This is a genomic window from Brevibacillus borstelensis (genome assembly GCF_037834415.1).
Classification (GTDB): Bacteria; Bacillota; Bacilli; order Brevibacillales; family Brevibacillaceae; genus Brevibacillus; species Brevibacillus borstelensis_A.
The window spans coordinates 1-25,701 of the sequence record NZ_JAUMSJ010000052.1 but is presented as its reverse complement, the minus strand read 5'-3'; the positions used below and the strand labels follow the sequence as shown (position 1 = coordinate 25,701).

Annotated in this window: 26 protein-coding genes and 1 pseudogene; 16 read left to right on the top strand and 11 right to left on the bottom strand. The window is 49.2% G+C overall.

Annotated elements, in window-relative coordinates:
* From Q3F21_RS25260 to Q3F21_RS25240, 5 genes are all read left to right on the top strand, one after another.
* Window positions 1-246 (top strand): zinc ribbon domain-containing protein (locus tag Q3F21_RS25260; RefSeq protein ID WP_340259060.1); only part of this gene is annotated, 246 nt, incomplete at its 5' end.
* 238 nt (window positions 247-484) lie between these two features.
* Window positions 485-1,189, top strand: coding sequence for a futalosine hydrolase (locus Q3F21_RS25255; protein WP_340259058.1), 705 nt, complete (start codon window positions 485-487; stop codon window positions 1,187-1,189).
* A complete protein-coding gene (locus Q3F21_RS25250; RefSeq protein WP_340259056.1) occupies window positions 1,189-2,031 on the top strand; it encodes a 1,4-dihydroxy-6-naphthoate synthase in 843 nt (280 codons plus the stop codon). Before Q3F21_RS25255 ends, Q3F21_RS25250 begins: the two co-directional genes overlap by 1 nt.
* 233 nt (window positions 2,032-2,264) lie before the next feature.
* Window positions 2,265-3,179 carry a sugar phosphate isomerase/epimerase gene (locus Q3F21_RS25245; protein ID WP_340259054.1) on the top strand — a complete coding sequence of 305 codons (915 nt, stop codon included), beginning with the start codon at window positions 2,265-2,267 and terminating at the stop codon, window positions 3,177-3,179.
* A 47-nt stretch (window positions 3,180-3,226) separates the two neighbouring features.
* The gene (locus tag Q3F21_RS25240; RefSeq protein WP_340259052.1) at window positions 3,227-3,952 is read left to right on the top strand and encodes a hypothetical protein; all 726 of its coding nucleotides are present in this window, start codon (window positions 3,227-3,229) and stop codon (window positions 3,950-3,952) included.
* A 669-nt stretch (window positions 3,953-4,621) separates the two neighbouring features.
* On the opposite strand, the gene Q3F21_RS25235 is transcribed toward Q3F21_RS25240, so the two are convergent.
* The 7 genes from Q3F21_RS25235 to Q3F21_RS25205 form a co-directional block, all read right to left on the bottom strand.
* Window positions 4,622-5,296, bottom strand: a complete 675-nt coding sequence (locus Q3F21_RS25235; protein WP_340259050.1) for a restriction endonuclease — start codon at window positions 5,294-5,296, stop codon at window positions 4,622-4,624.
* A 47-nt stretch (window positions 5,297-5,343) separates the two neighbouring features.
* Window positions 5,344-6,090 (bottom strand): NERD domain-containing protein, encoded by a 747-nt coding sequence (locus Q3F21_RS25230; protein ID WP_340259048.1) that lies wholly within the window; start codon window positions 6,088-6,090, stop codon window positions 5,344-5,346.
* Between the two features lie 90 nt (window positions 6,091-6,180).
* Complete coding sequence (locus Q3F21_RS25225; RefSeq protein WP_340259046.1) at window positions 6,181-7,077, bottom strand: glycerol kinase; 897 nt, start codon at window positions 7,075-7,077, stop codon at window positions 6,181-6,183.
* A 320-nt stretch (window positions 7,078-7,397) separates the two neighbouring features.
* A complete protein-coding gene (locus tag Q3F21_RS25220) occupies window positions 7,398-7,964 on the bottom strand; it encodes a GNAT family N-acetyltransferase (RefSeq protein WP_340259044.1) in 567 nt (188 codons plus the stop codon).
* 119 nt (window positions 7,965-8,083) lie between these two features.
* Window positions 8,084-8,215, bottom strand: a complete 132-nt coding sequence (locus tag Q3F21_RS25215; protein WP_340259042.1) for a hypothetical protein — start codon at window positions 8,213-8,215, stop codon at window positions 8,084-8,086.
* Window positions 8,216-8,259: 44 nt separating this feature from the next.
* Window positions 8,260-8,802, bottom strand: a complete 543-nt coding sequence (locus tag Q3F21_RS25210; RefSeq protein ID WP_340259040.1) for a GNAT family N-acetyltransferase — start codon at window positions 8,800-8,802, stop codon at window positions 8,260-8,262.
* A gap of 28 nt (window positions 8,803-8,830) precedes the next feature.
* Complete coding sequence (locus Q3F21_RS25205) at window positions 8,831-9,463, bottom strand: TetR family transcriptional regulator (RefSeq protein ID WP_340259038.1); 633 nt, start codon at window positions 9,461-9,463, stop codon at window positions 8,831-8,833.
* A gap of 313 nt (window positions 9,464-9,776) precedes the next feature.
* Between Q3F21_RS25205 and Q3F21_RS25200 the strand changes: the two genes are divergently transcribed.
* Genes Q3F21_RS25200 through Q3F21_RS25190 form a run of 3 tightly spaced genes read left to right on the top strand, consistent with a single transcriptional unit; the run spans window position 9,777 to window position 11,772 of the window.
* Entirely contained in the window at window positions 9,777-10,373 is a 597-nt protein-coding gene (locus tag Q3F21_RS25200; RefSeq protein ID WP_340259036.1) for a bifunctional transcriptional activator/DNA repair enzyme AdaA, read from the top strand.
* A 12-nt stretch (window positions 10,374-10,385) separates the two neighbouring features.
* Window positions 10,386-11,303 carry a DNA-3-methyladenine glycosylase family protein gene (locus Q3F21_RS25195; protein ID WP_340259034.1) on the top strand — a complete coding sequence of 306 codons (918 nt, stop codon included), beginning with the start codon at window positions 10,386-10,388 and terminating at the stop codon, window positions 11,301-11,303.
* Entirely contained in the window at window positions 11,287-11,772 is a 486-nt protein-coding gene (locus tag Q3F21_RS25190; protein WP_340259031.1) for a methylated-DNA--[protein]-cysteine S-methyltransferase, read from the top strand. The genes Q3F21_RS25195 and Q3F21_RS25190 overlap by 17 nt, the downstream gene beginning before the upstream one ends.
* A gap of 157 nt (window positions 11,773-11,929) precedes the next feature.
* On the opposite strand, the gene Q3F21_RS25185 is transcribed toward Q3F21_RS25190, so the two are convergent.
* Window positions 11,930-12,529, bottom strand: coding sequence for an undecaprenyl-diphosphatase (locus tag Q3F21_RS25185; protein WP_340259029.1), 600 nt, complete (start codon window positions 12,527-12,529; stop codon window positions 11,930-11,932).
* A gap of 286 nt (window positions 12,530-12,815) precedes the next feature.
* Between Q3F21_RS25185 and Q3F21_RS25180 the strand changes: the two genes are divergently transcribed.
* The 3 genes from Q3F21_RS25180 (at window position 12,816) to Q3F21_RS25170 (ending at window position 15,888) form a co-directional block, all read left to right on the top strand.
* On the top strand, window positions 12,816-13,244 hold the full coding sequence (locus Q3F21_RS25180) for an SRPBCC family protein (RefSeq protein ID WP_340259027.1): 429 nt from the start codon (window positions 12,816-12,818) through the stop codon (window positions 13,242-13,244).
* Window positions 13,245-13,415: 171 nt separating this feature from the next.
* Window positions 13,416-15,230, top strand: coding sequence for an oligoendopeptidase F (gene pepF, locus Q3F21_RS25175; protein ID WP_340259025.1), 1,815 nt, complete (start codon window positions 13,416-13,418; stop codon window positions 15,228-15,230).
* A 232-nt stretch (window positions 15,231-15,462) separates the two neighbouring features.
* Complete coding sequence (locus Q3F21_RS25170) at window positions 15,463-15,888, top strand: VOC family protein (RefSeq protein ID WP_340259023.1); 426 nt, start codon at window positions 15,463-15,465, stop codon at window positions 15,886-15,888.
* Window positions 15,889-16,118: 230 nt separating this feature from the next.
* Here the strand turns inward: Q3F21_RS25170 and Q3F21_RS25165 are convergent, their stop codons facing one another.
* Window positions 16,119-16,565 (bottom strand): ankyrin repeat domain-containing protein, encoded by a 447-nt coding sequence (locus Q3F21_RS25165; RefSeq protein ID WP_340259021.1) that lies wholly within the window; start codon window positions 16,563-16,565, stop codon window positions 16,119-16,121.
* A 506-nt stretch (window positions 16,566-17,071) separates the two neighbouring features.
* The gene (locus tag Q3F21_RS25160; protein ID WP_340259019.1) at window positions 17,072-17,881 is read right to left on the bottom strand and encodes a class I SAM-dependent methyltransferase; all 810 of its coding nucleotides are present in this window, start codon (window positions 17,879-17,881) and stop codon (window positions 17,072-17,074) included.
* A 332-nt stretch (window positions 17,882-18,213) separates the two neighbouring features.
* On the opposite strand from Q3F21_RS25160, the gene Q3F21_RS25155 reads away from it, so the two are divergent.
* Both Q3F21_RS25155 and Q3F21_RS25150 read left to right on the top strand, forming a co-directional pair.
* A complete protein-coding gene (locus tag Q3F21_RS25155) occupies window positions 18,214-20,595 on the top strand; it encodes a hypothetical protein (RefSeq protein WP_340259017.1) in 2,382 nt (793 codons plus the stop codon).
* Window position 20,596: 1 nt separating this feature from the next.
* Window positions 20,597-21,064, top strand: coding sequence for a hypothetical protein (locus tag Q3F21_RS25150; protein WP_340259015.1), 468 nt, complete (start codon window positions 20,597-20,599; stop codon window positions 21,062-21,064).
* Between the two features lie 343 nt (window positions 21,065-21,407).
* Here Q3F21_RS25150 and Q3F21_RS25145 read toward each other — a convergent pair whose 3' ends face one another.
* A complete protein-coding gene (locus Q3F21_RS25145; protein WP_340259013.1) occupies window positions 21,408-22,070 on the bottom strand; it encodes a phosphatase PAP2 family protein in 663 nt (220 codons plus the stop codon).
* 348 nt (window positions 22,071-22,418) lie between these two features.
* Between Q3F21_RS25145 and Q3F21_RS25140 the strand changes: the two are divergent.
* The 3 genes and pseudogenes from Q3F21_RS25140 to Q3F21_RS25130 form a co-directional block, all read left to right on the top strand.
* A pseudogene (locus Q3F21_RS25140) lies at window positions 22,419-23,480 on the top strand (phosphotransferase enzyme family protein); the annotation flags it as partial.
* Between the two features lie 55 nt (window positions 23,481-23,535).
* Window positions 23,536-24,168, top strand: a complete 633-nt coding sequence (locus Q3F21_RS25135) for an RNA polymerase sigma factor (protein WP_340259011.1) — start codon at window positions 23,536-23,538, stop codon at window positions 24,166-24,168.
* The gene (locus Q3F21_RS25130) at window positions 24,137-25,627 is read left to right on the top strand and encodes a DUF4179 domain-containing protein (protein ID WP_340259009.1); all 1,491 of its coding nucleotides are present in this window, start codon (window positions 24,137-24,139) and stop codon (window positions 25,625-25,627) included. Before Q3F21_RS25135 ends, Q3F21_RS25130 begins: the two co-directional genes overlap by 32 nt.
* Window positions 25,628-25,701: the final 74 nt, after the last annotated feature.

Genomic DNA, 25,701 nt, shown 5'->3' with positions numbered 1-25,701 from the left:
CTGCATAGTTGGACTTTCTATCAGCTTCAGCAGTTTATCTCCTACAAAGCAAATCTTGCTGGCATTCAAATTGTGGAGGTCACTCCTGCCTACACATCCCAAACATGCCCTGCATGTGGAGACAAGAATAAGGCGAAAGATAGAAAATACGACTGTCCTTGTGGGTTCAAAACTCATCGCGATCAAGTTGGAGCTATCAATATCATGAACCAACCTGTGGCAGATGGTAACAGTCTGTCAGCCTAAGATGCTATAGGCACTGTCTTAAGACGGGCTAATGAGATAGCCCTGAACTTGGGGGAACTACGAATAGCAGAAATGCACTTCCGACTACCACCCAAGAATCCCACTGATACCGAAGGTGTCAGCTTGCCCCTTTAGGGGGGAGTCTCAAACAAGAGGAAGTTAAAGATAACGTAGAAGATGGGAGTTTTTTGCCGGTACGATTATCGATCCTGTGGATCATCCAGAAGGAGCTGGACCGATGCAGCCTGATAAAAATACGGAAATATCTTTGGCACCAACCGATCAACGGACAAGAGCGGGGCGCATCCTTGTGGTGGTCTCTGTCCTGCCTGAAAAGGAAGCGGTCCTGCGCGGCCTGGGCGGCGACGGCCGATTTGACGTCCTGGTAGGGGGCGTCGGCTCGGTGTCGGCGGCTGCCAGCACGGCCAGAAAGCTGGCAACATCAAAGCCCGGGTACAGCCTGGTCATCTGCGCGGGCATAGCCGGCGGGTTTGTCGGACAAGCGGAGGTAGGCTCGCTCGTCGTGGCTACCGACATGATCGCGGCCGATCTCGGAGCGGAGACTCCGGATGGTTTTTGCAGCGTGGACGAGCTCGGCTTCGGCTCCGCCCGTGTGCCAGTCGACTTTGAGCGCGCATCTCGCCTGACCGAAGCTTTGCGAGCAGCCGGACTCCCCGTCTGCAAGGGGCCGGTTTTGACGTTATCGACGGTGACGGGCACAGCGGCCACCGCTTCCGAACTGAAAACCCGCGTCCCGGGGGCGGCTGCCGAAGCAATGGAGGGATATGGCGTCGCTATAGCCGCAAAAGACGCGGGCTTGCCGGTCATGGAAATCCGTTCGATCTCCAATGCTGTCGGTCCACGGGACAAGGCAGCCTGGCGTATCAAAGAGGCGCTTGCGTCACTGGAAGCCGCATGCAAAGCAATTCGGGAGGTACTATGATGAAAATTGCGTTTTCTCCTTGCCCTAATGACACATTTGTCTTTCACGCCTGGGTGCACGGGCTTGTTCCCGGCGCTCCGAAGCTCGACGTGATGTATGCAGACATTGACATTACCAATGGACTTGCGGCAAGCGGACAGGGACCGGAAGTACTGAAGGTCTCCTATGCGGCCCTGCCGTGGCTGCTAGCTGACTACGCCCTTTTGCCATGCGGCGGCGCGCTTGGGCGCGGCTGCGGCCCGCTCGTCCTGACGAGAGGAAGCCTCACCGATACGAGCGATCCGTCCGTATTGTCCGGCAAGCGGGTAGCCGTCCCGAGCGAGCGCTCCACTGCGTACCTGCTGTTCAGGCTCTGGGCAGCCCAGAATGTACCCGGAGGCGTGGGCGAAATCGTAGTGATGCCGTTTCACGAGATCATGCCGGCCGTCCGCGATGGATTGATTGACGCGGGACTGGTGATTCACGAAGCCCGCTTTACGTACCAGACATATGGACTGACGCTGCTCGCCGACATGGGCAGCTGGTGGGAAGCGGACACCGGACTGCCGATCCCGCTCGGTGCGATCATTGCCCGCCGTTCGCTTGATCTGGACAAGCTGGCAGAGTGGACCCGCGCGTCTGTCGAGTACGCATGGGCACATCCCGAAGCGTCTCAAGACTACGTGATGAGCCACGCGCAGGAGATGGACCCCGAGGTAGCCAAAGCTCACATCAACCTGTATGTGAACAGCTTTACGGCGAATCTGGGCGAAGACGGCTACGCTGCGGTGACCGCGCTGCTGGGCCGGGCAGCGGAAGAAGGGCTCGTGCCGAAGTTCGATCTGGCGGCGCTGCGAGGCTAGAATAATTCATGTGACCAAAAATGCTTATAGCCCCTGTCATTTGTTCAAGGAAACAAGTGCAGGGACTTTCTTTTATGGAAAAAAAGGGGAAAGTCAAAACTTGTCGAATACCGAGAAGGGGTGAATAGCGGGACTGAGATCAACGCCTGAAGAGCAGCAAGCTGTTCGATCCATAAGCAAATAGAAAATGGATGTACGTGAAGGCGACTTTTTTTCGTGATGGGGCGATACCGATGAATCGATTTTTGATTGGCCAATACGGGAGCTTTGACGATAAAAAATACGAGCGGGATTTCCGGGACGGCTTTTACGGAATCGAGGCGTGCCTGTTTTCCGTACCGGAGGATATCGACAAACTCGTCGGAGAGTCAAAGCGCAGGGGATTTCAGATCGGGATTCACTTCCCGCTTCGGGCCGGCTTCTCCCGGCTGAGGGACGCGCTTTTCCTGTCTCCCGACGTTGAAGTCCGCACAGGCGCGTACGCCTATATCGAGAACGAGCTGGCGCATTTATCCGCTTCGGTCAAGCCCGCGTATGTGTTGTTTCATTATCCCAAACCGGTCATTTTGGACGACAGGGTGAACTGGGAGAAGTGGCGGTTTTACGATTCGGCAGAATACATGTATGAAAGCGAGTACAGCTTGGAGGAGGCAGCTGCCAAAAGCGAGGAGCTGTTTCAGTGGCTCACAGAAAAGAGCGGGCAGTACGGCTTCGTACCCGTCCTGGAGTTTGACGCCCTCAATCGGTATGTGTACGAATCGGACTTTTTGGAGAGCTTGCTTGTGCGCTATCCGGCGATCAAGCTATGCCTGGATACGGGACGGCTCTTTTTTCAAGAGAAGCTGGACCCGCACTTCCGGGCCAAAGAGGTCATCAGAAAGTACGCCAAATACGCAGCGACGATCCACCTGTGGACCCTCCAGGTGGATGAAGAACGGGAATTGAGGCACTATCATTTTCCCGTCCTTCCCGAGCTCGATCCGGCGGACGGATGGGCCCCTATCGAAGACTATTTACACATCATCGCCGAGGAAAACGACCGTGTGCGAATCATGTTCGAGCACCGCTCCGACCTGATCGACGACGAGCAATTGGAAAGATGCTACGCGTGGGTGGCCGGCATCTTCGACAAACCCGCGGGGAAGTGATCGGCAGTGGAAACACTGCAGGAGCGGGAGGAAAGGAACCAGTAGACGTGAAAAATTATTTTTGGCTATTCCTGTGCATGTGCCTGGCAGCCGGCCTGACCGGGTGTGAATCGGACGGCTCGCTGCCCAAAGTGGGGAAAGGCAATTTGGCTCGAAGTGAATATTATCAAGTATACCAGGGCGACACGCAGGCAACGTACTACCAGCCCGTTGAAATCAATCAGGTGTTTCCGCATCTGCCGGAGAAGTTGAAGCAAAATGTGAAACTCATCGACCCTGGCAAGCTTCCCTATCCGGTGGGGAAACAAACCGCTTATCTCGTCAGCTTTCTAAATGGAAAAGAGGGCGAACGTTTGCATCAGGTACAGTTTACCTATCTGAAAGATAAGGACGAATATGGCCAATATGGAAACGAGTTCTTTATTGTCCGCATGACGGAAACAGCCGAAGATCCTTTTGCGAAGTTCGTAAATCAGGAGTCGGGGACGGATGATATGGGGAACAAGATTGAAGTGGAAACCATTGGCGACAGTATCCGCCTGTATCATCGCATCATTCAGACAAACAGCGCGTACGTGTACACCTATTACGATTGGGATGAACAGAAGCGCACTGTGCAGATGGTAGTGACCAATGCCAACGAAATCGATTTCTACCACAATGGGATCATGTATCAAGTCGGTTACTTGGTAAACGAGAATCAGTTTGACGAAAATGTGCAGAAGCAGATGGTGGCTCTCGCCAAGGAATTGGTTGCGGAAAAGGAAGGATAAAAAACGAAGGGGCGGAAACCTGATTTTTACCACCAGGTTTCCGCCTCTTATATTACAGTAATTGCCGACTGAAAGCCCACGGTTTTAATCGTGGGATGAAAGACAGCTTTGCCCGAACATCCCTTCATGGGATGGGCAGGGCAAACCTGATTTGGTATAATCAGGATATGCTCTTTGAGCCGTCAAGCAAAAGACGTTAAAACAATCATCGCTCTTTGAAAACAGCATACATCTGGGGTTGCTCAAGCGAATCTTCTTGAGCGTAAAATGTATGAAGTCGTCAAGAACAAGACGCTAAAACATTTGTAAGAGCAAACCTGTGGCAGATGGTAACAGTCTGCCAGCCTACGGAGCTATATGCTCTGCCGTGGGACGGGCTGATGAGACAGCCCTGAACTTGGGGGAACTACGGATAGCAGAAATGCACTTCCGACTACCACCTAAGAATCCCACTGATACCGAAGGTGTCAGCTTGCGGCTTTAGCCGTGGGAGTCTCAATGAAAGATGGTATGCCTCGTACCCAGCAAAAACACTGCGACTCTCACGCCAGCAAATGCTGCGACTCGTATGCCAGCAAACTGCTGCGGCTCTCATGCTAGCAAAAACACTGCGGTCCATGCCCCGAGTGAGAGAAAGCCCTTTCCACAATAAGGAAAGGGCAACGAACGTCATCTCATGCTTTTTGCTTTTTCTTTTCTCCAACGTCGAATCATATCGTGGACTTGCGCTCCATTTATCAATTTGATATTGAGGGGACCTGCGATTTTTATGGCTGTCTTGGTAAAATGGCTTGTTGTCACAATCCAAGCGTCATAGCAACCGTAAACCTGCTTGCCGGCCTTTAAACGCAGCACAATGTCATTTCCCACGTTTTTCTTCCAGCGTTTGCACTGTACGGCAATCTTGTAGCCGTTTTTATCTTGGAGAATCAAATCCACCTCGTTATCACCTGAACCTCCAACCCTTTCTACTTGATACCCCTTGTCGCGGTAGTATGCTTCCATTAACCTTTCAAAGTCCGCACCGGATAGGGAATCAATATCTGCGGTTAATAAATCTTGATCTGTGAGGGGGTTGCGAGATTGTTTTTGGGTTTTGTGATTGTTCTTGGCTGGTTCTTTCTTTGCCACCATATTCTTTTTCTGCTTTGCTTTTCCCAGATTATTTACTCTGGCTAACCAACTTCCAATAACTGCTGATATAACAAGGCTAGCGCCAATAGAACCGAAGAAAAAAAAGTAACCGAGACTATAGGCAAAGCAGATCGATGCAGAGGAAATAACGAGTATGGCGCGAATAAGGTTTTCCATATTGGTTACATCTTTTTTGGACCACTTCGCCATAAGCTTTCAGCCTTTCCGGTGCCACTGAACTTGTTAACCATCTATCGTCAGGCACGATTTTTGAGGATGAACTTGCAACTGGGATAGTTTGAACATCCAATGAATTTTCCGTATTTTCCATTCCGTTCGACTAATTCTCCATTGCAAGATGGACACTTATTATTTTTTATTCGTTGATTACGGATGTGATTTTCTTGTTGTAATGTTTTGGTGTGCTTTTTTCTTGCGTCCTTATCTTGTAAATTATGGGCGGCGAGTTTTCGAATAATGGCTTCTCGATCAGCTTTTGAAAGGACAGGGTCTTTGTATGAAAGGATGTTTTGAACGAGTTGGCTCGTATAAATGACTGTTGAAGAAACGCTCACTTTTAGAGTGGCTCTGCCGCTAAAGACTACGATTGGTATGTAACGGATGTTTTCAAACTCGGATAAGAGCGCTTTAAGTGCTTCTACATGTCCTTTGTTTTGCCAGATTGGATTGAAGAGTCGTTCTTTCTTTTTGTAAATGGTTTGTGTCCAATATTGGGAATTCTCCGTACCTGTGATCCAACCCTTATAGTTTTTGGTTTCAATGACAAAAATGCCGTAAGCTGAGACAACAACGTGATCGATCTGTGTTGTTTTTCCTTTTGTACCGGGAATGAGTAGATCATTAACGAGATAATATTCTTTTGGATCGAGTTTTCTCAGGAGAAGTTGTACAGTTTTTTCTCCGACAAATCCTTTTACTGACGGATGCTTTAAAATAAAGGCAATAATCAGCAGAACGATAAGAATCGCATAAGTAAACGCCATTTTTTGCGCCTCCAACCCTTTCATTGCGTCAATGGAAAAGCTGTAGAAGTACGGCTAGGAACGGGAGTCACGGTTGTTATGCCGGATAAATTAATACGCTTGTATACCAAATTTCAGTAATTTTTTTGGAAACACGTCATCGAGGTTTTGAATATCCGAATCTGTCAGCTCAATAAGATGAAACCCATATTTTTGGTAGATGTCTAGCTTTGCTTTTTTTCTGTCGAGATACTTGGGATCATTCTCCAATCCCCAGTATTCGATATAAACCTTTCCTATGGGGAGGTAGAAATCACAATACACATCCTCTTCGATCGGCAATTTGCGTTCGTATGCATGCACGATTTCCGACATATACAGCCAATTATCGATGATCATCTCTGCTTTTGAACGTACAAAATGACCATCAGCGGTTCGATGCTTCGCTTCAAATTTTTCCCGAAAACTTACATCGTTTTGTTCCTGTACCTCGTCTATTTCTTCCATAGGCTCACCAATCAATTGTTGAAAGGTTTCTACAAGACGCTTATTCGTAAGGATGCTCTCCGGCCAGGTTACGTATGGAATTCCGGTTTTTTCGTACTCTAATTGCTTTCCTCCGATGCTTTTGCCTAAATTCGTTAATATCCATCCTTTTCTGTCTCTTTCCACCCATCCTAGTTCCGACAAAATCGGATTAATACGAAATTTTGAGATGTTAAAAATCTGACTCAGAGCAGTGGCGTTTAAAAATTTCGTTTCCGACTTTTGAAATGACTCTAGAAAATCCTTGTCTTCGTGAATGTTTTCTGGCCATACAATCCAGGTCCCTCGTATAGAATCCGATCTCAGTTGCCCATCTTTCATTTTTCCTTTTTCCGTCAAGCACCAAGTATCATTTTTTCTTTCGATCCAGCCCATTTTCATCAATTGAGAAAAAAGCTCACTGGTGGGAATGTTCATTAATTTTGAAAGAGCGGTTGTTGAAATGTACTTCGTATTACCCATTGCTTTCCTCCTGAAATACATCCCTGCAGTACCGAGGGGATTATTGTTCATAAAAAAACTAGTCCAAATTACATGGTTCGTCAAAATAATACTAATCCCTTCATTATTTGGCAAAATAACCGGAAAGAAGTAAGCTTTTTCAACTCGATTAAAATCTCGTAACCTAGTACCTTTGGTTAGTTTGACTATTTCAGGACTACTGGTGAAAAGAAAAAGGACGGACCGGATGGCCGTTGACAGCGGCCAAAGGTTCACGTCCTGCGACTTGCGGGACTTGCTTCGAAGGGTGGTTTGCCGGGTGACTTCTCTTGTCTTTCTAATTAGCGGCTATGGTTTTTTTCATTGCTATCGTTCTTATTCACAATCGCAAGTATCTGATGATCCTCCCACTTGCCGTTGATCTTCACGTTTTCCTTGGCGATGCCCTCTTTGTGAAACCCGGCCTTCTCCAGTACCCTCATGGATCTGAGGTTATGCGGCATGACTCCGGCTTCAATCCGGTGCAGCTTCAGTTCATCGAATGCGTACGACACCGCGAGACGGACGGCTTCAGTCGTATACCCTTTCCCGTTGTGCCCCTGATCGAGATAATAGCCAATCCAGCAGCTTTGCAAAGGGCCGCGGACGACCTCCGACAGAAATACCGTTCCGATCAGCTCGCCTGTTTCCAGCAAAAAGATGCCAAAGGAGTAATACTGGTCGAGGGCCATCCTTTCGTTGTTATTGACGATTCGGTCCAACTGTCCTGCCAAGGTGTAAAAATCCGGGTCGCGGAGGGCGGTGTAGGCTTGAAAAAAGTCCTGATTCCGCAATTCCAGGTCGAGCAAAGCTTCTGCATCGCCGCTTTCAAAAGGTCGCACATAAATCAGAGTGCCTGTCAACTTCATTTCGTGGGCCTCCCTTTCATGGAAAATAAAAAACACCACAGGGATTCCCTGTGATGTTCGGAAAGCAAAATATGAACACCACAGGGAAGCGACCCGTGGCGTTTTTTGGAGTAAACATGCTAATCCAAGGATGGCGAGTCGCTTGTATATCCAATTTTGGACAGACTTCTCCCTTGGTTAGCTGCAGAAAAGAAAACGGCAGTCGAGTACCCGATGCCTTTGGACAACGACAGAAGCGATCTCTTTTTCATCAGCGCACTCTCCCTTCACGTTTTCTAAATTGTATGATAACAAGTTATGGCTTGCTTGTCACGTATTCCTCCTGAAGAATGCCCATGTGGCAAATGTCGTGCCAGCTGCCGTCCCGATAGATGCTTTGACGCGAACGGCCCTCATGCTGGAAGCCAAGCTTTTCGTACAGTCTGACCGCTTTTTCGTTAAAGGAGAAAACCCGCAAGGACACCCGGCGCAAATTCAGTTCCAAAAAGGCGTAGTCGAGCAAGAGCTGGAGCGCTTCCCTCCCGTAGCCTTTGCCCCAATACTCTTTTTCTCCGATGTCAATGATGCATTCCGCGTTGCGGTTTTTGTAATCCAGATTGATCAGGGACGTAATCCCGATCGGTTTTGCCGATTCCTTGTCGACGATGATATAGCTTTTCCCGGAGGGCGACCCCAAAATCACCTGGTTAACAAAAGCGGCCGTTTCCTCGGAAGTAAACAGATCGAGGGCCGGATTGGTTGATTGCATGACGGCGAGGTCGTTTCTCCATGTGTGGTAGACGGCAGCATCGTCAGGGGTCATTTTACGCAAACGGATTCGGTCGGATTCAAACAACATCAGTCTTCTTCCTTTCTCGGAAATTTTTTTAAAGGCTCTTTGCCTCATCGGCCGGGCAAAGCATTTCCTTCAATGAAAACAAAAGCGCGTCGATCTGTGCATGCACGTTTGTCTTTTCCATGCCCAGGTGAAAGGTGTCCAGCATCAATCCATCGATGAACGAGACCAGATAAAGAGCGATCGACTCAGCTGGCAGGCGAGGCTGGAATTCCTGTCTGGCGGTACCCTTTTCGATAAAATCGACGATCGCATCGGTTATCCGTTGATAGCGGGCAGTCAAATAGCGGCGGCTTTCATTTTCAGGCTGGGCATGGGTGGACAGAAAGAACTCCGAGTTTGCCAGCAGCAGCGAATGTTCGATGGCTTCGATCTCTTGTTGCTGCTTCTGTATCCAGTTTCTCAGCTGCCGCCAGGCTGTGCGCGTATCGTCCGGATCGAAGAAGTGGAGTTCTTTTTCATCCTCGTGCCGAAGCAGCTCGCGGTAGACGTGTTCGATGTTGTCGAAGTAGGCGTACAAAGCCCCTCGGGAAACACCGGCTTCGTCCAAGATGTCTTGCATGGTGGTCCGGGTGTATCCTTTTTCCATGAAGACTTGCTTTGCGGCACGGAGCAATTCCAGCCTTTTGCGATTTTTATAGTCCTCGCTTACTCTCGGAGCCATTAGATACTTCTCCTTTCCCGGACGGATCATGTTTCGGCAAGAGGTGTTAAGGTTGCGAGATTTAAAACTATACAATTATGTCGGTTTTCGTGTTTTATTATAAACGACAATAGTGTCGTTTTTCAAGTCCATGTGTTTTTCTGCTGTTGCAAGCTGTAAAGTATCGATTATAAGAGCAAGAAAAAGGATGAATCTGAGGGTGTTCCCTGATAAAGTTGTTCGTATCTGCTGCGGCACCGTAGACCATGCCGTAAGCACAAGGCCGGGTTTGCCGGTTGCCAACGGACCCTTCAAAAAAGATAGGAGATGAACGATGACCAAGCATCTGAATCTCACGTTTGACGAGAAGTGGGAAATCATTCTCGCCTGTGACCGCTCCTATGACGGACTGTTTTTTACCGCTGTCAAAACGACGAAAATATATTGCCGCCCTTCCTGCCGGTCGAGGAAGCCGAAAAAGGTGAACGTCGAATTCTACCAAAGCATCGAGGAAGTGGAAAAGGCGGGCTTTCGCTCGTGCAAAAGATGCCAGCCCGATGTCGAGCATTCTCCGCAGGCCGGTTTGGCAATCGCCGTGAAGTCGTTTTTGGTCGGACATTACAAGCAAAAGCTCGTTTTGCGGGATATCGCGAGGCATGTCGGGGTCAGTCCGCACTATCTGGAACGGATGTTTAAACAGGCTACATCGGAAACCCCCCGCAGCTATCTGGAAAAGGTCAGAGTGGATAAAGCTGCGCATCTGCTCGCCGGCACGAAACTGACAAACCTTGAAATTTGCTATGAAGTCGGCTTTCAAAGTCCATCCAATTTCTACAAGGCGTTTCGGCACGTCAAACAGTGCTCGCCGAGTGAATATCGGAAGCTTGGAAGCAAACGCGTACCTGTGCTGCCGGAACAACCAACTTTGTAAGGGAGAGAGAGGATGAACTGGACCTGTCACGGCTCGTTCATGGAACTGTTTCCGCCTCGGGAATTCAACTTCGACGAGTGTCTCGTTTTCTTGGGCAGATCGGAACTGGAGGTTTTGCATCAGATCAAAGGAGGGTATTTGTACAAGCCGGTAAAGGTTGATCAAGAGCTTATCCTCTTGAAGATCGGGTGCTCGGCTCAGACGATTCGCGTCGAATTTCCTTTGGGCATTCCGTCCAAGCAAGTGTGTGAAAAAATGGCAAAGTACGTGTGGGAATGGTTTGATCTGGAGCAAGATGTAAGCGGCTTTTATGAAATGGCTCGCCGGGACAGGCTGTTGAGCCAGCTCGTCCGAAGCTATTACGGACTTCGGATCATTCGCATCCCGGATTTGTTTGAGGCGCTCACCTGGGCTATTATCGGCCAGCAAATCAATCTGCCTTTTGCCTATACGTTGAAAAAGCGCTTTGTGGAGCAGTTCGGGGAAAAGCTTGTGTATGACGGAATGGTCCTTTGGTCGTTTCCGGCGTTTGACAAGATCGCAGCCCTTGACACAAGCCAGCTGAGAGCCCTTCAATTTACAACGAGGAAGGCCGAGTACGTGATTGAAGTCGCGAAGGCTATGGCGAAGGGCCGATTGACCAAAGAAAGCCTGCAGCAAAAAAAGCATCGTCAGGACGTGCAGAAAAGCTTGCTGGCCATTCGCGGAGTGGGATTGTGGACGGCAGATTACGTGATGATGAAATGCTTCGGCGATCCGACTGCCTTCCCCGTTGCGGACGTCGGACTGCAAAACGCGTTAAAGGCTCGGCTCGGACTGCAGCGCAAGCCTGCCATGGAAGAAATCAAAGCGATGGGAACAAATTGGGAAGGGTGGCAAGCATACGCTACCTTTTACTTGTGGAGGTCTTTGTATGGACAAGCTGTATAAGCTGGATTGCGCATCGCCGATTGGCGTAGTGGAGATTATCGGTTCGAAAGGATATGTGCATTCGATTATGTTCAGCGAACGCAGTGCGCCGCAATATGCCGTCGGCGCTGATACTCCCGAGGCGCTCAAGGACTGCCAGCGTCAGCTGGGAGAATATTTTAACGGCGAACGCCGAGAGTTTACGTTTCCTTATGTATGGGAAGGGACCAGCTTTCAGAAAACAGTATGGGAGGCCTTAACCAGAATTCCATATGCCCAAACGGTATCGTATAAAGACATCGCAACGGACATCGGAAACGAGAAGGCGATCCGCGCTGTGGGAAATGCCAACAGCAAAAACATCATCAGCATCGTTGTTCCCTGCCATCGTGTGATCGGTTCAGACAGAACGCTGACCGGATATGCGGGAGGAATATGGAGAAAGGAATGGCTGATCCAGCATGAGAAAATGTGTAAGGCGGGCAAGTGATGCACCCGGTCTGAATGTGCCGGGTGACTGCTTGCTCCGCCTGGCCTTTCCCTATCTTACGGACTTGTCCCGATAGCTTTTTATTCGGTTCAACCCTGCTGCCGGTAGACAGTCAAAACCTGTTTTTCTGGCTGTACTTGTCGTCGTCAGTATGCATCTAAAAGTTCGTGGACTTCTTTTTGGCAGGTAAAATGCGTCCTTCCACCCTTTCATAGACCGCAAGCAACTGCTTGATGAATGAGAGCTTCGGTACAGCCCAGTAGCTGACCAAAGCAGACAGCAAGCCGAAAAGCGCCCCTACAGCGACGTCAATCGGATAGTGTACCCCTACCATAATCCGCGAGAGGGATACGCAGCAAGCGACCGCAAACCAAAGCCATCCTTCCTTTTTGCGAACCAGCAGGAAGGATATGCAAATGGAAAAGAACAAGATCGTATGGTCACTCGGAAAAGAGTTGTCGATGTCGTGTTCGATCAGCGTATGGACGTCCGACAATACAGCAAACGGCTGATTGTGGTAGTAAAACTGCCCGGCCAATTTTCCGAGGATTTCCGCCAAAACGAAGGCCGCCACTGCCTGAATCACCATCATCCGGTTTTGGCTGGATCTTGTGAACCAATACACGAGCATGCCCAACGCCAGAACATACATCATATACTCTGCGAAAAACACCGCAACCGGATCAAGCGAAGCGTAATGCTTCCCTAAATCGTTAATCCATCGAAACACTTCAATATGTAGCTCCTCAAAGGACATGACTGGATTCCTCCTGGACTCATTCGAGACATAAACTTCAGAAAGCAGCGTGTCCGCTTTTTCCCTACCGTATACTATACAGCTTAAATTTTGAATATGAAATCGAACTTTCTTACAAAATGCCGCTGTAATCTTACAATTTTGTAAGCAACTCCTTTTTTTCCAATGACGCCGCGACAAGCGGAATGAAACTCGACATCCAGAAAGAAACAGGATTCCTAAGCGCTTGTATGGAAATGAGAGGGAGGCAGTCAAGGAAAAACACGAAAAGACGGGAGCAAACGAAATGAGTCAGAAAATAGTCGGGCAAACCAAAACGGCGGGATTCCAGATCGGGGTCAGGAGAACGTTTCCCATCCCGCAGGAGAAAGCATGGGAGCTGGTCGCCTCGGCAGACGGCCTGGAATCATGGCTGGGAGCAGGTATCAGCGTTACGCTGCAGCCGGGGCAGAAATATGTTTCGACAGCGGGAGCGGGTGAAATCCGGATCGTCAAACCGTTGCAGCAGCTTCGGCTCACATGGCAAAAAGAAGCGTGGCAGCGGCCTTCCACCGTTCAGGTTCGAGTGATCGCGAAAGCGGTGGACAAGACGACGATCAGCTTCCATCAGGAGAACCTGTCCGACGGGAAGGTCAGAGAAGAAATGAAAGAGCATTGGGAAGCCGTTTTGGATAGGATCAGGGAAAAAATAGAAAGCGATCTCTCGAACGAGTAGCAGGAGGGGGAACGGGAGCGATCCTGGGCCATGCCTCATGCCTTGTGTTCATTCATATAACGGCAAGAAATTGTATTTTTCAAAATATTGGAATACGATAAAAAAGCGCCCGATTTATTTTTCGGGCATAGGAAAGCGACGGCAGTTTATTTGTGAAGGAGGGGCTTTTACATGAAAAAAGCGGCAGAAATGCGTCTATCCCGCTCCGAGGTGCCTGTGGAATTGACTTGGGATCTTACGGATTTATTCGCATCGGATCAGGACTGGGAGGCAGAACTGGCCGAGATCGAAAAAGCGGCGGCCAACATAGAAGCGTACAAAGGAAAGCTCCATGGCGGCGCAAGCATTTTGCTGGAATGCCTGCAAGCGCAGGAACAGCTGTCGATGAAGCTGATCAAGGCGTGGACGTTTGCCAGCTTGCGACAATCAGCGGATGGGACAGATCCCGTCAATCAGACCAATTCGTCCAGGCTTTCGGCAGTTCGGACAAAGGTGAGTGCGGCCTTGTCCTTTATTGATTCCGAAATCCTTCAGCTGCCGGATGGGACAATCGAAGCTTACATACAGGAAGAAGGAGGGCTTGAGCCTTTTCGGAGAAGCTTGCTTGAACTGCTGGAACGAAAAAGGCACAGGCTGTCGCCGGAGACAGAAGAAGCTCTCGCTGCTTTGGGTGAAGTCCTGGAAGCTCCCTATCATATTTTCAGCATGAGCAAATTGACGGATATGCAGTTTTCCCCGGTAGAAGACGGGAACGGGAATGAGCTTCCCGTATCGTTTGCCCTGTTTGAAACGCGATATGAATTCTCTCCCGACACGGAGCTAAGGAGAAAAGCGTACGACTCCTTTGTACATACGCTGCAGCAGTACAAAAATACATTTGCCGCCGTATACGCGACGGAAGTGAAAAAGCAGGTGGCCCTCTCCCGTCTCAGAAAGTACGAGTCGGTGACAGATATGCTGCTGGAGCCGCAAAAGGTTTCGCTGGAAATGTACAACAATCAGCTCGATATCATTGTCGGAGAACTGGCCCCGCATATGCGCCGGTACGCCCGCCTGAAGAAAAGAGTGCTCGGGCTTGAGAGCGTGCGCTTCTGCGATTTGAAAGCGCCGATGGACCCGCATTACCATCCCTCGATCACGTATGAGGAAGCGAGCAGAATGATCCTGGATGCTCTGCAAGTAATGGGGCCGGAGTACCTTCGGATCATGGAGCGGGGATTGACGGAGCGATGGGTGGACCGTTCCGATAACATCGGCAAGTCGACCGGAGCCTTTTGTTCAAGCCCGTACGGAGCGCATCCATACATTCTCATCACCTGGCAAAACACGATGCGCAATACATTCACACTGGCGCATGAGCTGGGGCATGCGGGCCACTTTTATTTGGCCAACAAGAGCCAACGAATCATGAATACCCGTCCATCGCTCTATTTTATCGAGGCCCCGTCCACATTGAATGAGCTTCTCCTGGGGCAGCATTTGCTGGCCGGGACGAATGACAGCCAAATGCGCCGCTGGATTGTGCTCCAGCTGCTCGCGACGTACTATCACAACTTTGTGACGCACGCGCTCGAAGGAGAGTATCAGCGCCGCGTCTACCGTGCGGCGGAAAAGGGCGGAGCGCTTACGGCGGCTTCCCTCTCCGAAATCAAAGGATCGGTCCTCTCCGATTTCTGGGGGGACGCGGTCGACCTGGACGAAGGAGCCCGCTTGACCTGGATGCGCCAGCCGCATTACTACAGGGGCCTTTATCCGTACACCTACTCGGCCGGATTGACAGCGTCTACGGCTGTCGCCCGGATGATCCGGGAAGAAGGCCAACCGGCCGTGGAAAGATGGCTGGACGTCCTCCGCGCGGGCGGAACGATGAAGCCGCTGGAACTGCTGCGGCATGCCGGGGTGGATATGTCGAATCAGGAACCAATCCGTCAAGCAGTCGCTTATGTCGGATCGCTTGTCGACGAGCTGGAACGCTCTTTTGAATAACGGTCTTTTCATGTAAGGCGAGCAGGGGGGCGTCCCCCCTGCGGTTCTCTGTAGCGAAGATAAAGATCGGCAGGGAAGCGGCGAGCGGCACTTTCTCCCCGAATCCTCTTGACGACCGCTCCTTACGTTTGTGTATTTCTCGGAATGAGGGGAAAAATGTGTTTAAAATGCGGCTTTTCGGGTTACAGTACATAAAAGAGAAAAAATTCGGATGAAGAGGAGCTGTTTTTCGATGACAGTGCGTTTGATCCCCTATTTGATGATGGACGGAAATGCAAAGGAAGCGATTCAATTTTACGAAACCGCCCTGGAGGCGCAACTGCTCTTCAGCCAGACATTTGGCGATATGCCGGAAAATCCGGAATTCCCGTTGCCGGCAGAGGCCAGGGATCGGGTAGCGCATGCCACACTCAAAGTCGGCGATTCGGAGCTGATGTTTTCCGATACGTTCCCGGGCCAGTCTCACAGCGCAGGCAACCAGGTCACGATCTGCATTACGGCAGATAGCCCGGAAAAAGCAAAAAAGCTTTATGAAGCGTTGCAGCAAGGCGGTCAGGTCAACATGCCTTTGCAAGAAACGCATTTCAGCCCGGCGTACGGCATCGTCACGGACAAGTTCGGCGTGGTCTTCCAGATTTACACGGAGAGCCATCGGTAATATTGTCCGGACATTTGGTGAAGGTACTTTACTTTTTCGATGAAAACAGAGCGGCCAGCTTCGCAATTTTTGCGGCTGGCCGTTCTTTCTGTCTGTTGCCGGGGGGCTTGGGCAGCGATGTCATCATTCGCGTTTAACGAGAGCAAGAGTAAAAAGGTGAAAATGCGCTGCCATGTTTTGGCTTCGGCTGAGAATCCCTTGCTCTTCAGAGTTCCGTTGATCGCGGAAGATTAAAGCTGTGCCCCGTTTTGGCGAAGAACCTCCGCGGCCAGATCATTGCCTTGGCGAATGGCAAGCGACAGGGCGGTCTCGCCGCCTTCCACCCGGGCGTTTACATCCGCTCCGTGTTCGATCAGCAAACGGATCATGGCAACGTGATCATCGTGATAGGCGGCGGAATGCAGACAGGTATGGCCGTTGCTGTCGAAAATATCCGTACGGGCATTGTTTGCCAATAACAGCTTGATGACTTCCAGACCCCTCTCTCCCGCGATTGCGGCATGAAGCGCTGTGTTCGAAGGGATGAAAGAGATTTTCGAATGGGAGAGGGCATTCACATCCGCGCCGAAATCGAGCAGCACCTGTACAGCTGCTTTGTTGCCAAAATGCGCCGCATATCCCAGCAGAGCGAGTCCATCTCCGTTTTCTATGTTTGCAAATTCGGGCCGGGACTCCAAAATGCTTTTCAGCCGCGGGCAGGACAAACCTGATTTGGTATAATCAGGATATGCTCTTTGAGCCGTCAAGCAAAAGACGTTAAAACAATCATCGCTCTTTGAAAACAGCATACATATGGGGTTGCTCAAGCGAATCTTCTTGAGCGTAAAATGTATGAAGTCGTCAAGAACAAGACGCTAAAACATTTGTAAGAGCAAACCTGTGGCAGATGGTAACAGTCTGCCAGCCTACGGAGCTATATGCTCTGCCGTGGGATGGGCTGATGAGACAGCCCTGAACTTGGGGGAACTACGGATAGCAGAAATGCACTTCCGACTACCACCCAAGAATCCCACTGATACCGAGGGTGTCAGCTTGCGGCTTTAGCCGTGGGAGTCTCAAATCGCCTCCAGATTTCAACTGGTAACGGTCATGCATGTTGACATTATCAATTCCCCTGCTCCGCAGTCAAACGAAGGGATGAACGGAAATCAGGCGGCAGACTTCCCGCAAAGTTCAGCAGCCGTCATTTGTCCCGTACTCCTTCAACGGCTACCATATACATCGTTAAAGCTTGGGCATCCTTCCTCATCCATTCCCGATATTCATTTTCCGCTGTCACATACTCGTCTTCGGTTATATAGCCATCCCTTTCCATCTGGATGCCTCTGCTTGAAGCGGTATCCGCCCATATGCCAATTTTCTTTTGGAAATCCGGTTCCGTCCGCTTCATGACCTCATGTTGCGGTGTTATCGTGATATCTTTAAGACCGCTTGCTTGAAACAGTTCCGAGAGGCGGTCGGCAATCTCGTTATCCATGCCCGCATCGGAACGCCATTTCAGATAGGCCGCATAGAAGGCGAGCATACTCGCGGGCGGCTGCGGTTCCCATCGTATTTTTTCGTGATTGTAATCGGCAACCATAATCCGCCCGCCCACTTTCGCAGCCGATATCATCGATTTCAATGCCGTCAGCGGATCAGACAGCCATATCAATACGCGAGCCGAAGTGACAATATCAAATTCCTGCTCATAGGCAAGCGCGTAGATGTCTCCTGTTTCAAAGGTCAATCCCGACGTATTGGCATGAGCTTGACGGGCTCTTTCAATGAGGGCTGGATTGCTGTCGATTCCGACAACACGTCCATTCGGGCCTACCGCTTCTGCGATTCCGCGCGTAATTGCACCGGTGCCGCAACCGACATCGAGTACCGTCATTCCTTCCGCCAAAATTTCCGCAAGCCTTCTGTAGGATGCTGCCAACGATCGCGAATCTAAAACGTTGGTTAGCTTTCCCGACAATTCCGCTCGGTTTCTAGCAGTACTTTCGTTCATAAGGAATCCTCCATGGGCGATCAGATTTTTCTAATTATTCATCATGCGAGAGGTATAGGTCGAATATTTATCTTTTATGATTTTAATAGGTATTAACTATAACGATTCGTAAGTCTATCTTTCTATGGGCGTTTAGAGATAACCAGAGAGGAAACCGTTATCCCCGCTAGATGTATGAGAGGAGGCCCCCCTAAAGTTCCCTTTCCCTAATCCATAGTGCCCACTGGATTTTCATACTTTTGCTGGATGTAGACTCTTTATCCAAATACTACCATATGAAAAAGAGACGATTGCGGAATAAGAATGTCCGGCAGGGATAAGGAGGGGCATTGGTGATTCGGAAGCACTATTTGTTACTTATTCTGGCGATAATCCTTTGTTTGCCATTGGCCACCTATGCGGCAGACAAGCCAAAGCCAAACATGCTGCGAGCAGATGAACGAAATGATTATATTTCGGGCGGAACCGGAGGAACTGGCGCACGTTCCGACGAGCTGATGAATTTCAAGATTATCTATTCTACATATGCGGAAGCAACGTGGGACGGACGGATACCGGGCCATTTGCACGGGAGCGGAGACGACTTGGGCAGAGGCGGAGACGACTTGGGCAGAGACGGGGGTGACCTGGGTGGAGATGGAGACGACCTCCGCGGAGACAACTTGGGTAAAGGCGGAGACCGCCAACGCGGTACCCCAACCCATGAAAATACCCCCAAGGATTTTGATCCCACAGGCGGGGAATATGACCCGAATAGCAGCGACTCCGATGGGAAAAGCGAGGAACTGAAAGCAAAAGAGGGCGAGCGGGGCTTTTGGGACTGGCTAATCGGCGGAGCCTCCGAAGCGCTCGACAAAGGCTGGGAGCTTTGGGAGTCTGCCGTAGACAGCGTAAAAGAAACGGTGGAGGACGCGTTTGACACCGTTGTAGATACCGTGCAGGACGTCGCAAATACCGTCGTAGACGCGGTCGTCGATGGAGCCAAGTGGGTCGCGGACCACTGGGAAGTCGTGTTGGTCACGACAGCGGGTGTCGCACTCACCGTGGGAGGCGTGTTCTTTCCGCCGCTGCTGCCGTTTGGCGTTTCGATCCTGGTCGGCGAAGGGATTTCCGGTGCGATCGGATACGCCTTTGGCATGCGCGGCGACGAGTTGCTTCGGGAAATGGCGCTGGGAGGCGTGCTGTCGGCAGCTGGCTTCGGCGCGGGAGCATTAATCGGCAAGGCGGCTTCGGCAGTGGCCCGCTTGAAACCGGTCGCAAATGCCCTTGGCAAGGCCTCCGCTTTGACCAGTCGGGCTACTGGCGCTGTCCGGGCCGCAGTTGACAAAGGAGCGCAAGCGGTAAGGGCAGCAGCCAGATGGGCGCGGCAGACATCGGTCGGCCGTGCTGTTGCCCGCATGGGAACACAGGCGGGAAATGCGCTGCGTACGCTAACGAGCGCGGCAGGCAAGGCGGGAAATGCTCTCCGCAGCGCTTTGGCGAGCACCGCGAAGCAAGCGGGTGGCGCCCTGCGGGCTGTTGCGTCCCGCATCGGGCAAACGCGTCTGGCTCAGAGTGCAGCGGCAGTGGCGAGAAATGGAAGAAGTGCTGCCAGCAGCGTAGGAAAGGCCGTGAAAAACAGCAGTGTGTACCGGAAAGTAGCCAGCCTTGGACGAAATACGGGGAAAGGCAACGGGAATGTTGCCAGCAAAGTGGGCGGCGGCCTGCGAACAGTGGCGATGACGACGCGCAGCAAAATGCAATCCGTCGTCCAGACCTTGAAAAATACGGCTCCCGTCCGGGCTGTCGGAGGGTTCACGAGGAAAGCGGGCACGCAAATCAGCCAGAGCTTCCGGCAAATCGGCAGCGCGGTCTCCCGCAGTTTGGCGACGACCGTCATGCGGAGCAAAGCAGCCGGGGCAGGCGAAGGCTTTGCGGTGAGTGTGATGGATGACCGGGCACGCGGGAAAAAGGTGGACTACCGCAAGGCGACGATTGCGGCGGTCATTGGGGCGGTGCTGGTTACCGGCGGGTCGATTGGACTGAAGCAAGCCCATTCAACCGGGCAGGAAACGGTGAAGGCTGTGGTGAAGAACAGTGCTGAGCAGGCTAGGGATAATCTGGGGGTTATGCTGCGGGGTAAGGGGACAGGTGACCCTTACGATCTTCTGAGACAACACGGTATACCTGCTGCATTGACGGATGAAGAGATTGCGGCAGCAAAAGCCTTGGATTTGAGGATGGAGCTTAAGGAGACGGGAAATGTTGAAAGCAAGATTAAACTGACTGAGCCTTCTTTGCCAAAGGGTAGTAAACCTGAGGGAAATTATGGGGTAGGAGATTCCCATGGAATAAAGAAACAAAATGAAACAGCCGATTTTTTGGCTGATCAAGGCTATGACATTAAGATGCTGGATGAAGTTGATGGTGGAAATGGTTATGGGATTAAAGTAGGATCAAATCCTGATTTTCTTATCGAAGGGAAAGTATTTGATTGTTATGCGCCAAAACCCGATGGTAAGGTACAAAGTATAATAAAAGAAATTGCAGGAAAGACAAAAAATCAGTCTGGAAGCATTGTTCTCAACTTAGATAACTTTTCAGATGAAAAAGTTACCGAAATTACCGAAACAATTCTAAGGAAAGCAAATTCTAATGGTGATTTAAAAAGACTAGAAGAATTATTAATGGTAAGGAATGGCACAATTACAAGAGTATTTGGAGGGGAGAAGTGAGATGGATTGTGCATTATTATTAGTTTCAAATTTGGATCCTAAAACGTTTAAGACCACAATTTATAATATAGTAGTTGAGACAGTTGAAGATAAAGTAACTAGTTACGAAAATTTTACTCGTCTCAGCTGTAAGTATTTCACAATTGATATTGAAACGGAAGATATTGCTTGCCTCTCTTTTTTAAGAGAGGAGTACAAAATGGAAATAAACGCAGAAATTAGAATCCAATTGTTTGGTAAAACATTTCAAGAGGGATTGGAAGCCCTATTTCAGGTTTTTGGAAAGATTTTGATGACGTTTAACCCTGATATGGTGTTTTTGGAAAATGGTACAGATCAATTATTCAGAAAAGAAAATGATATGGTAGTCGTAAATGTAAATCTAGATCAGTACCAGAAAAAGTATTTATCAAATAAATTGCTTAGTTTACTGAGCTTTCCCTATATTCATAGGGAAATATCAAACTAAAATGGGTTGTATTACTACCAATACCAAGTTGATTATATTCGTAATTGTTATGGTGTGTCGCGGTACCTCAAAGAAACTTGTCCAGTACTGGAGGAAGCGATTCAGCTTCCGGCAAATCGGCAGCGAGATCTCCCGCAGCTTGGCCACGACGGTCATGCTGAGCAAAACAGTGAGAGCAGGGAGAAAGCTATACGGTAAGTATGCTAGTTGACCGAACATAGATGATCGAACGCAAGAGGTAGACTACCGCCAAGGCGACGATCGCGGCGGCTATTGGAGTGCTGCTCGTTACCAGAATATCGATTGGACGGACGAAGACCGATTCCTAATATATAGACCTAGTTTAAGTCTTCCTTCTTAACTCCAAGACAAGTTTCAAGCCCATCAAACAGATAGTAAGCCAAGCTCCTCCAGCGGCAAAGCCAGCCAGGACATCACTCGGATAATGAACGCCAAGATAAATGCGGCTTATCCCGATTGACAAAACAAGAACAATGGCGGCAGCAGTAATGATGATTTTGGGCGTTCTTTTCCTTGCAAACATAAAAAATAACATGCCCAGCATGCCATAAAAAATAATGGAACTCATGGAATGGCCGCTTGGAAAGCTATACCCTGTTTCTTCGATCAAGCGGTGCAGGTTTGGCCTTTGGCGATGAAATATCCATTTTAACAACTGATTAAATACGACTCCTCCTGAAAGGGCAAGGACTAAAAACAAAGCTTCCCATCGTTTCTTTTGCCAGATCATGAGAACGGCAGAAGTGACAAGAAGAGCAAGCAATGCAGCGGTAGAGCCAAGAAAGGTGAAAAACTTCATGATCGCAGTAAGCTGTGGGCTTATGAGAGATTGTATCCAGTGAATGACAGCATGATCAAAGCTGGTTAGCTCCTGCTCCATTACCTCATCCGCAAACCTTGTGAAAATAAAAATGAAAACTGATAACGCCAGAATCGACTTTATCAGATACTTTTTGGTGAGCGATGTAATCTGCAATTTTTTCATTCGGCAAGCGTCCTTTTCAAGATGTAGCCTTTGGCCTTACTTGAGTTTTTGGTGCGCAAAAGATAGTATGATCAGAAATATGGGATTATAACCGCTGTGATTGTTGGCTCTACTAGATCAATTGGTACACGAAGAGGGAAAGCCACACCGCAGCTGAAATCCAGATGAGTATAATGAACGCACCGGCAAACCAGTTGTCGGTTTTTTTTTGCCCGATTCCTGCTCAACCTGCAGCCGACAATCTTCCAGCACTTCCTTTGATATCAGTTTCAGTGCGATCACAATACCCAGCGGAACGATAATGAGACTCAACTTGGATGCGAGCCATCCGCAGTCAAGCTCCTCGGAGGCTATAGCAACAATGTGTTTGAGATCAATAGTGGGAAGAGCATAGTTGTGAAGATACTGGAGAAGTCACCAGCTGGCGAGCAGAATATCCTGTCAGAGTTTGAATGGTTAGAGTATTTGTTAGCGAATGGTCTACATGTGGTAAAGCCTTTATGTTTGACAAGGGGCAGTTACGTAAATGAAATTTCGGAAACATTCTTTTTTGTCGCTTATGAAAAAATAAATGGCATTCCTGTCAACCCCCGAGATCAGCATGTTTGGAATCGAGCATTATTTGAAAAATGGGGAGAGGCTATGGGAAAAATGCATGCTCTCTCAAAAAACTATAAAGCGCAAAACGAGCGTCCGCAATGGTTTGAACACGCTTTGTTCAATGAGAAAAAAATATCATTAGATCCTCGTATAAAGAGCAAGCTGGAGCAATATTACGAGGATTTCAGAAAACTTCCAACATCAAATAGCTGTTTTGGATTGATCCATGGTGACCTTACTCATCACAACTTTTTGTATCATGATAACCGGTTAACTTTGATTGACTTCGGTGACAGTGAATATCATTGGTTTGCATACGATGTTGCCATTGCTGTCTACCATGCAGCTCAAACAGCTCAAAAGGGGAGGGAGAGGAGCGAGTTTGCCAAAGCCTTTTTCGATTCTTTCATGAAGGGATACACCCGAGAGAATCCAAACATTGAGTTTATTTCTCAGATTGACTCCTTTATTGACTATAGACATCTATTTTCATTCTCCTATCATGCTGCCTTCTCTGACAAGAGCCAATTGACAGAACAACAAATCCGCTACCTCAACGACTGCGCTCTTCTCTCCCCCGCTTTTGGGCTGATGCTTCTTTACAGTGGCCGACCTTCGAATAGTTATAAACGCAACAAAAGCGGGAAGGGCATCGGGATGAAGCTGATGCCCCCAAAATGGTTAGCGTACCCATTCCGTTACTTCTTCGAGAGGTCTGCGTGTTTTTTCGCGTGGCTGCTGAACGCGGTAACCGAAAGCCACCATGCATGCGATATAGTTTTTTCCTGGAAAATCGTCATACCTAAGTGAGCAAACAAAAAGGCAGAAGCTGCGCGGCGCAACCTTTTTGGATGGGAGGTTCATGATGCAGGACGACAGGGAAATCGTTGAACGTGTTCTGCAAGGAGATAAACAGGCTTTTGGTGTGATTATCGACAGATATCGAAGCAGGGTTTTTTCTCTTCTGCGAAAAATGCTGTGCTATTCGCAGGACACGCAGGATATTGCACAAGGGGTGTTTATCAGGGCATACAGCCACTTGCCGGAATACAACCCGGAGCGAAGCTTCTCCGCTTGGCTATACCGGATCGCAGCCAATCGTTGTCTCGATGAACTGCGCAAGCGCAAACGAACCCCGGGTATAACTGGCTTCGATTTTGAGCCGGTTCACAAGGACACGCCGGAAACCGTCTATCTGCAAAAGGAACGTGAAATTGCTCTGCAGGAACTGATTTCCGTACTGGATAAGGATTACCGGACTGTGCTTGTGATGAGATATCTGCAATTTTTAAGCTACCAGGAAATCGGAGAGCGTTTGTCGATCCCGGTCAGCACCGTGCAGATGCGTCTGTACCGCGCTCGAAAAAAGCTGCGGGAATGCATGAGCGATCCCAAAGGAACGGTCAAATCTCGTTTGGCTCGGGGAAGAAATCGACTCTGTCAAATAATCGTGAAGGAGGGCAGATATGGAAAAGAAGTTGAGAGAAGCTGGACGTGAGTATGAGCTGCACAAGGTGGACATGGATTCGTTCAAGATGAGGCTGTTTCAAAAAATAGAACCTGGGAAAAGGGAGGGACTATCCCCGAAAAGGGATGGGTGGACATTGAAAAAAATCATGCTTGTCACCGCTTCTGTCGTTACGATCGGGTTTTCTGCCAGTTTCGTGGTATCTCCGTCGTTTGCCAACTATATTTCTTCGTTTATAAAAGCCCCGCCTGATCTTGGCACGCAGAATGCGGCTACGCAGGGATATTCCAACCTAGCCGAAGCAAGCGCCACCGATCAAGGCATTACCGTCATCATGTCAGAAGTGCTGGCTGATCCGGCTCGCCTGATTGTCTCCACTACTTTGAAAAGTGAAAGTGTGGACGTTAGTTCGGAATATGGCCTTTTATTACCGAGCACCAAAATGTATCTGACTGACGAAAAGGGCAATGTGATTGCTAACAGATATGACTCTTACCGTCGGAAAGGAGAATACGGATACTATCAATTTGTACTGAATGACTTCACACCGAAAAAACTGCAGCTTCATCTGGAAGCGAAAGAGATTCGTCTCAAAGGCGACAAGAGGAAGGATGGAACATGGAATGTATCAGTGCCAATTGACATGGAAAAAAGCATAGCCGCAACTAAGATCGTTCCGCTCAGTCAAACCCATACGACTGAAAATGGGCTAATCATTCAGGCGAAATCAATTGCCTATACACCCAGTGCCATTCGACTCACGCTGGAGTCATCATGGACACAAGAGGCGCAAAATCGGATTAACCAGTTTGCCGAAGAGATTCAGGCTACAGAAGAAGAGCGTGATCTACTTCACTTGGCCGAACTGGATTTTAACATTTTAGACCAAAGCGGAAAGGTGTTAGCTTCCAACCTATACGAAGAGCAAATTGTGTCAGAAGTTTCATTTCCTCCCCTCTATCAGTCGCAGAAAAAAGTAATAGAGGATGGCAAGACAAAAAATATTTACGAAATTGTATTTATTCCCGACAAGACGACTGAAGGGGCGATTACGTTTGAAATGCTCGGCTCTCGCTTGTTTGAACCAGCTCGTTTTCAAATCGAGATTGATCCGCTGAAAATCAAGAAGAATTCGATGACGAAAAAGTTAGGCGATGCCACGGTAACAGTCACCGACCTATCTGTACAAAAGAATCCGGAAACCGGGGAGAACGGAGTTGCTATCGATATGACAGTAGCAACGGGAACCCTCAAGGAATGGGATTGGGTGCTCGTCGATGAGGCTAACAAGACATACAATCTAAGCGAGAATCGCGACTACGGGAAATGCAGTTTTTCAGGACAGGTTGAAACGTGCAATACGCGGCACTTTGTGGAAGGAATGACTCAGCTTCCTAAAAAAGCTATACTGGGGATCCGTCTGGATAAAAATAAGTATAAAGAGGAGAAGTGGGACATCCAGCTTCCCGCGAATCCAGCACAAAAATAAACCAATCAGGTTTCCAATAAGCAACGTAACAGGGTCATTTCCATAACAACCAAACCTTCACATGATTCGTGGTG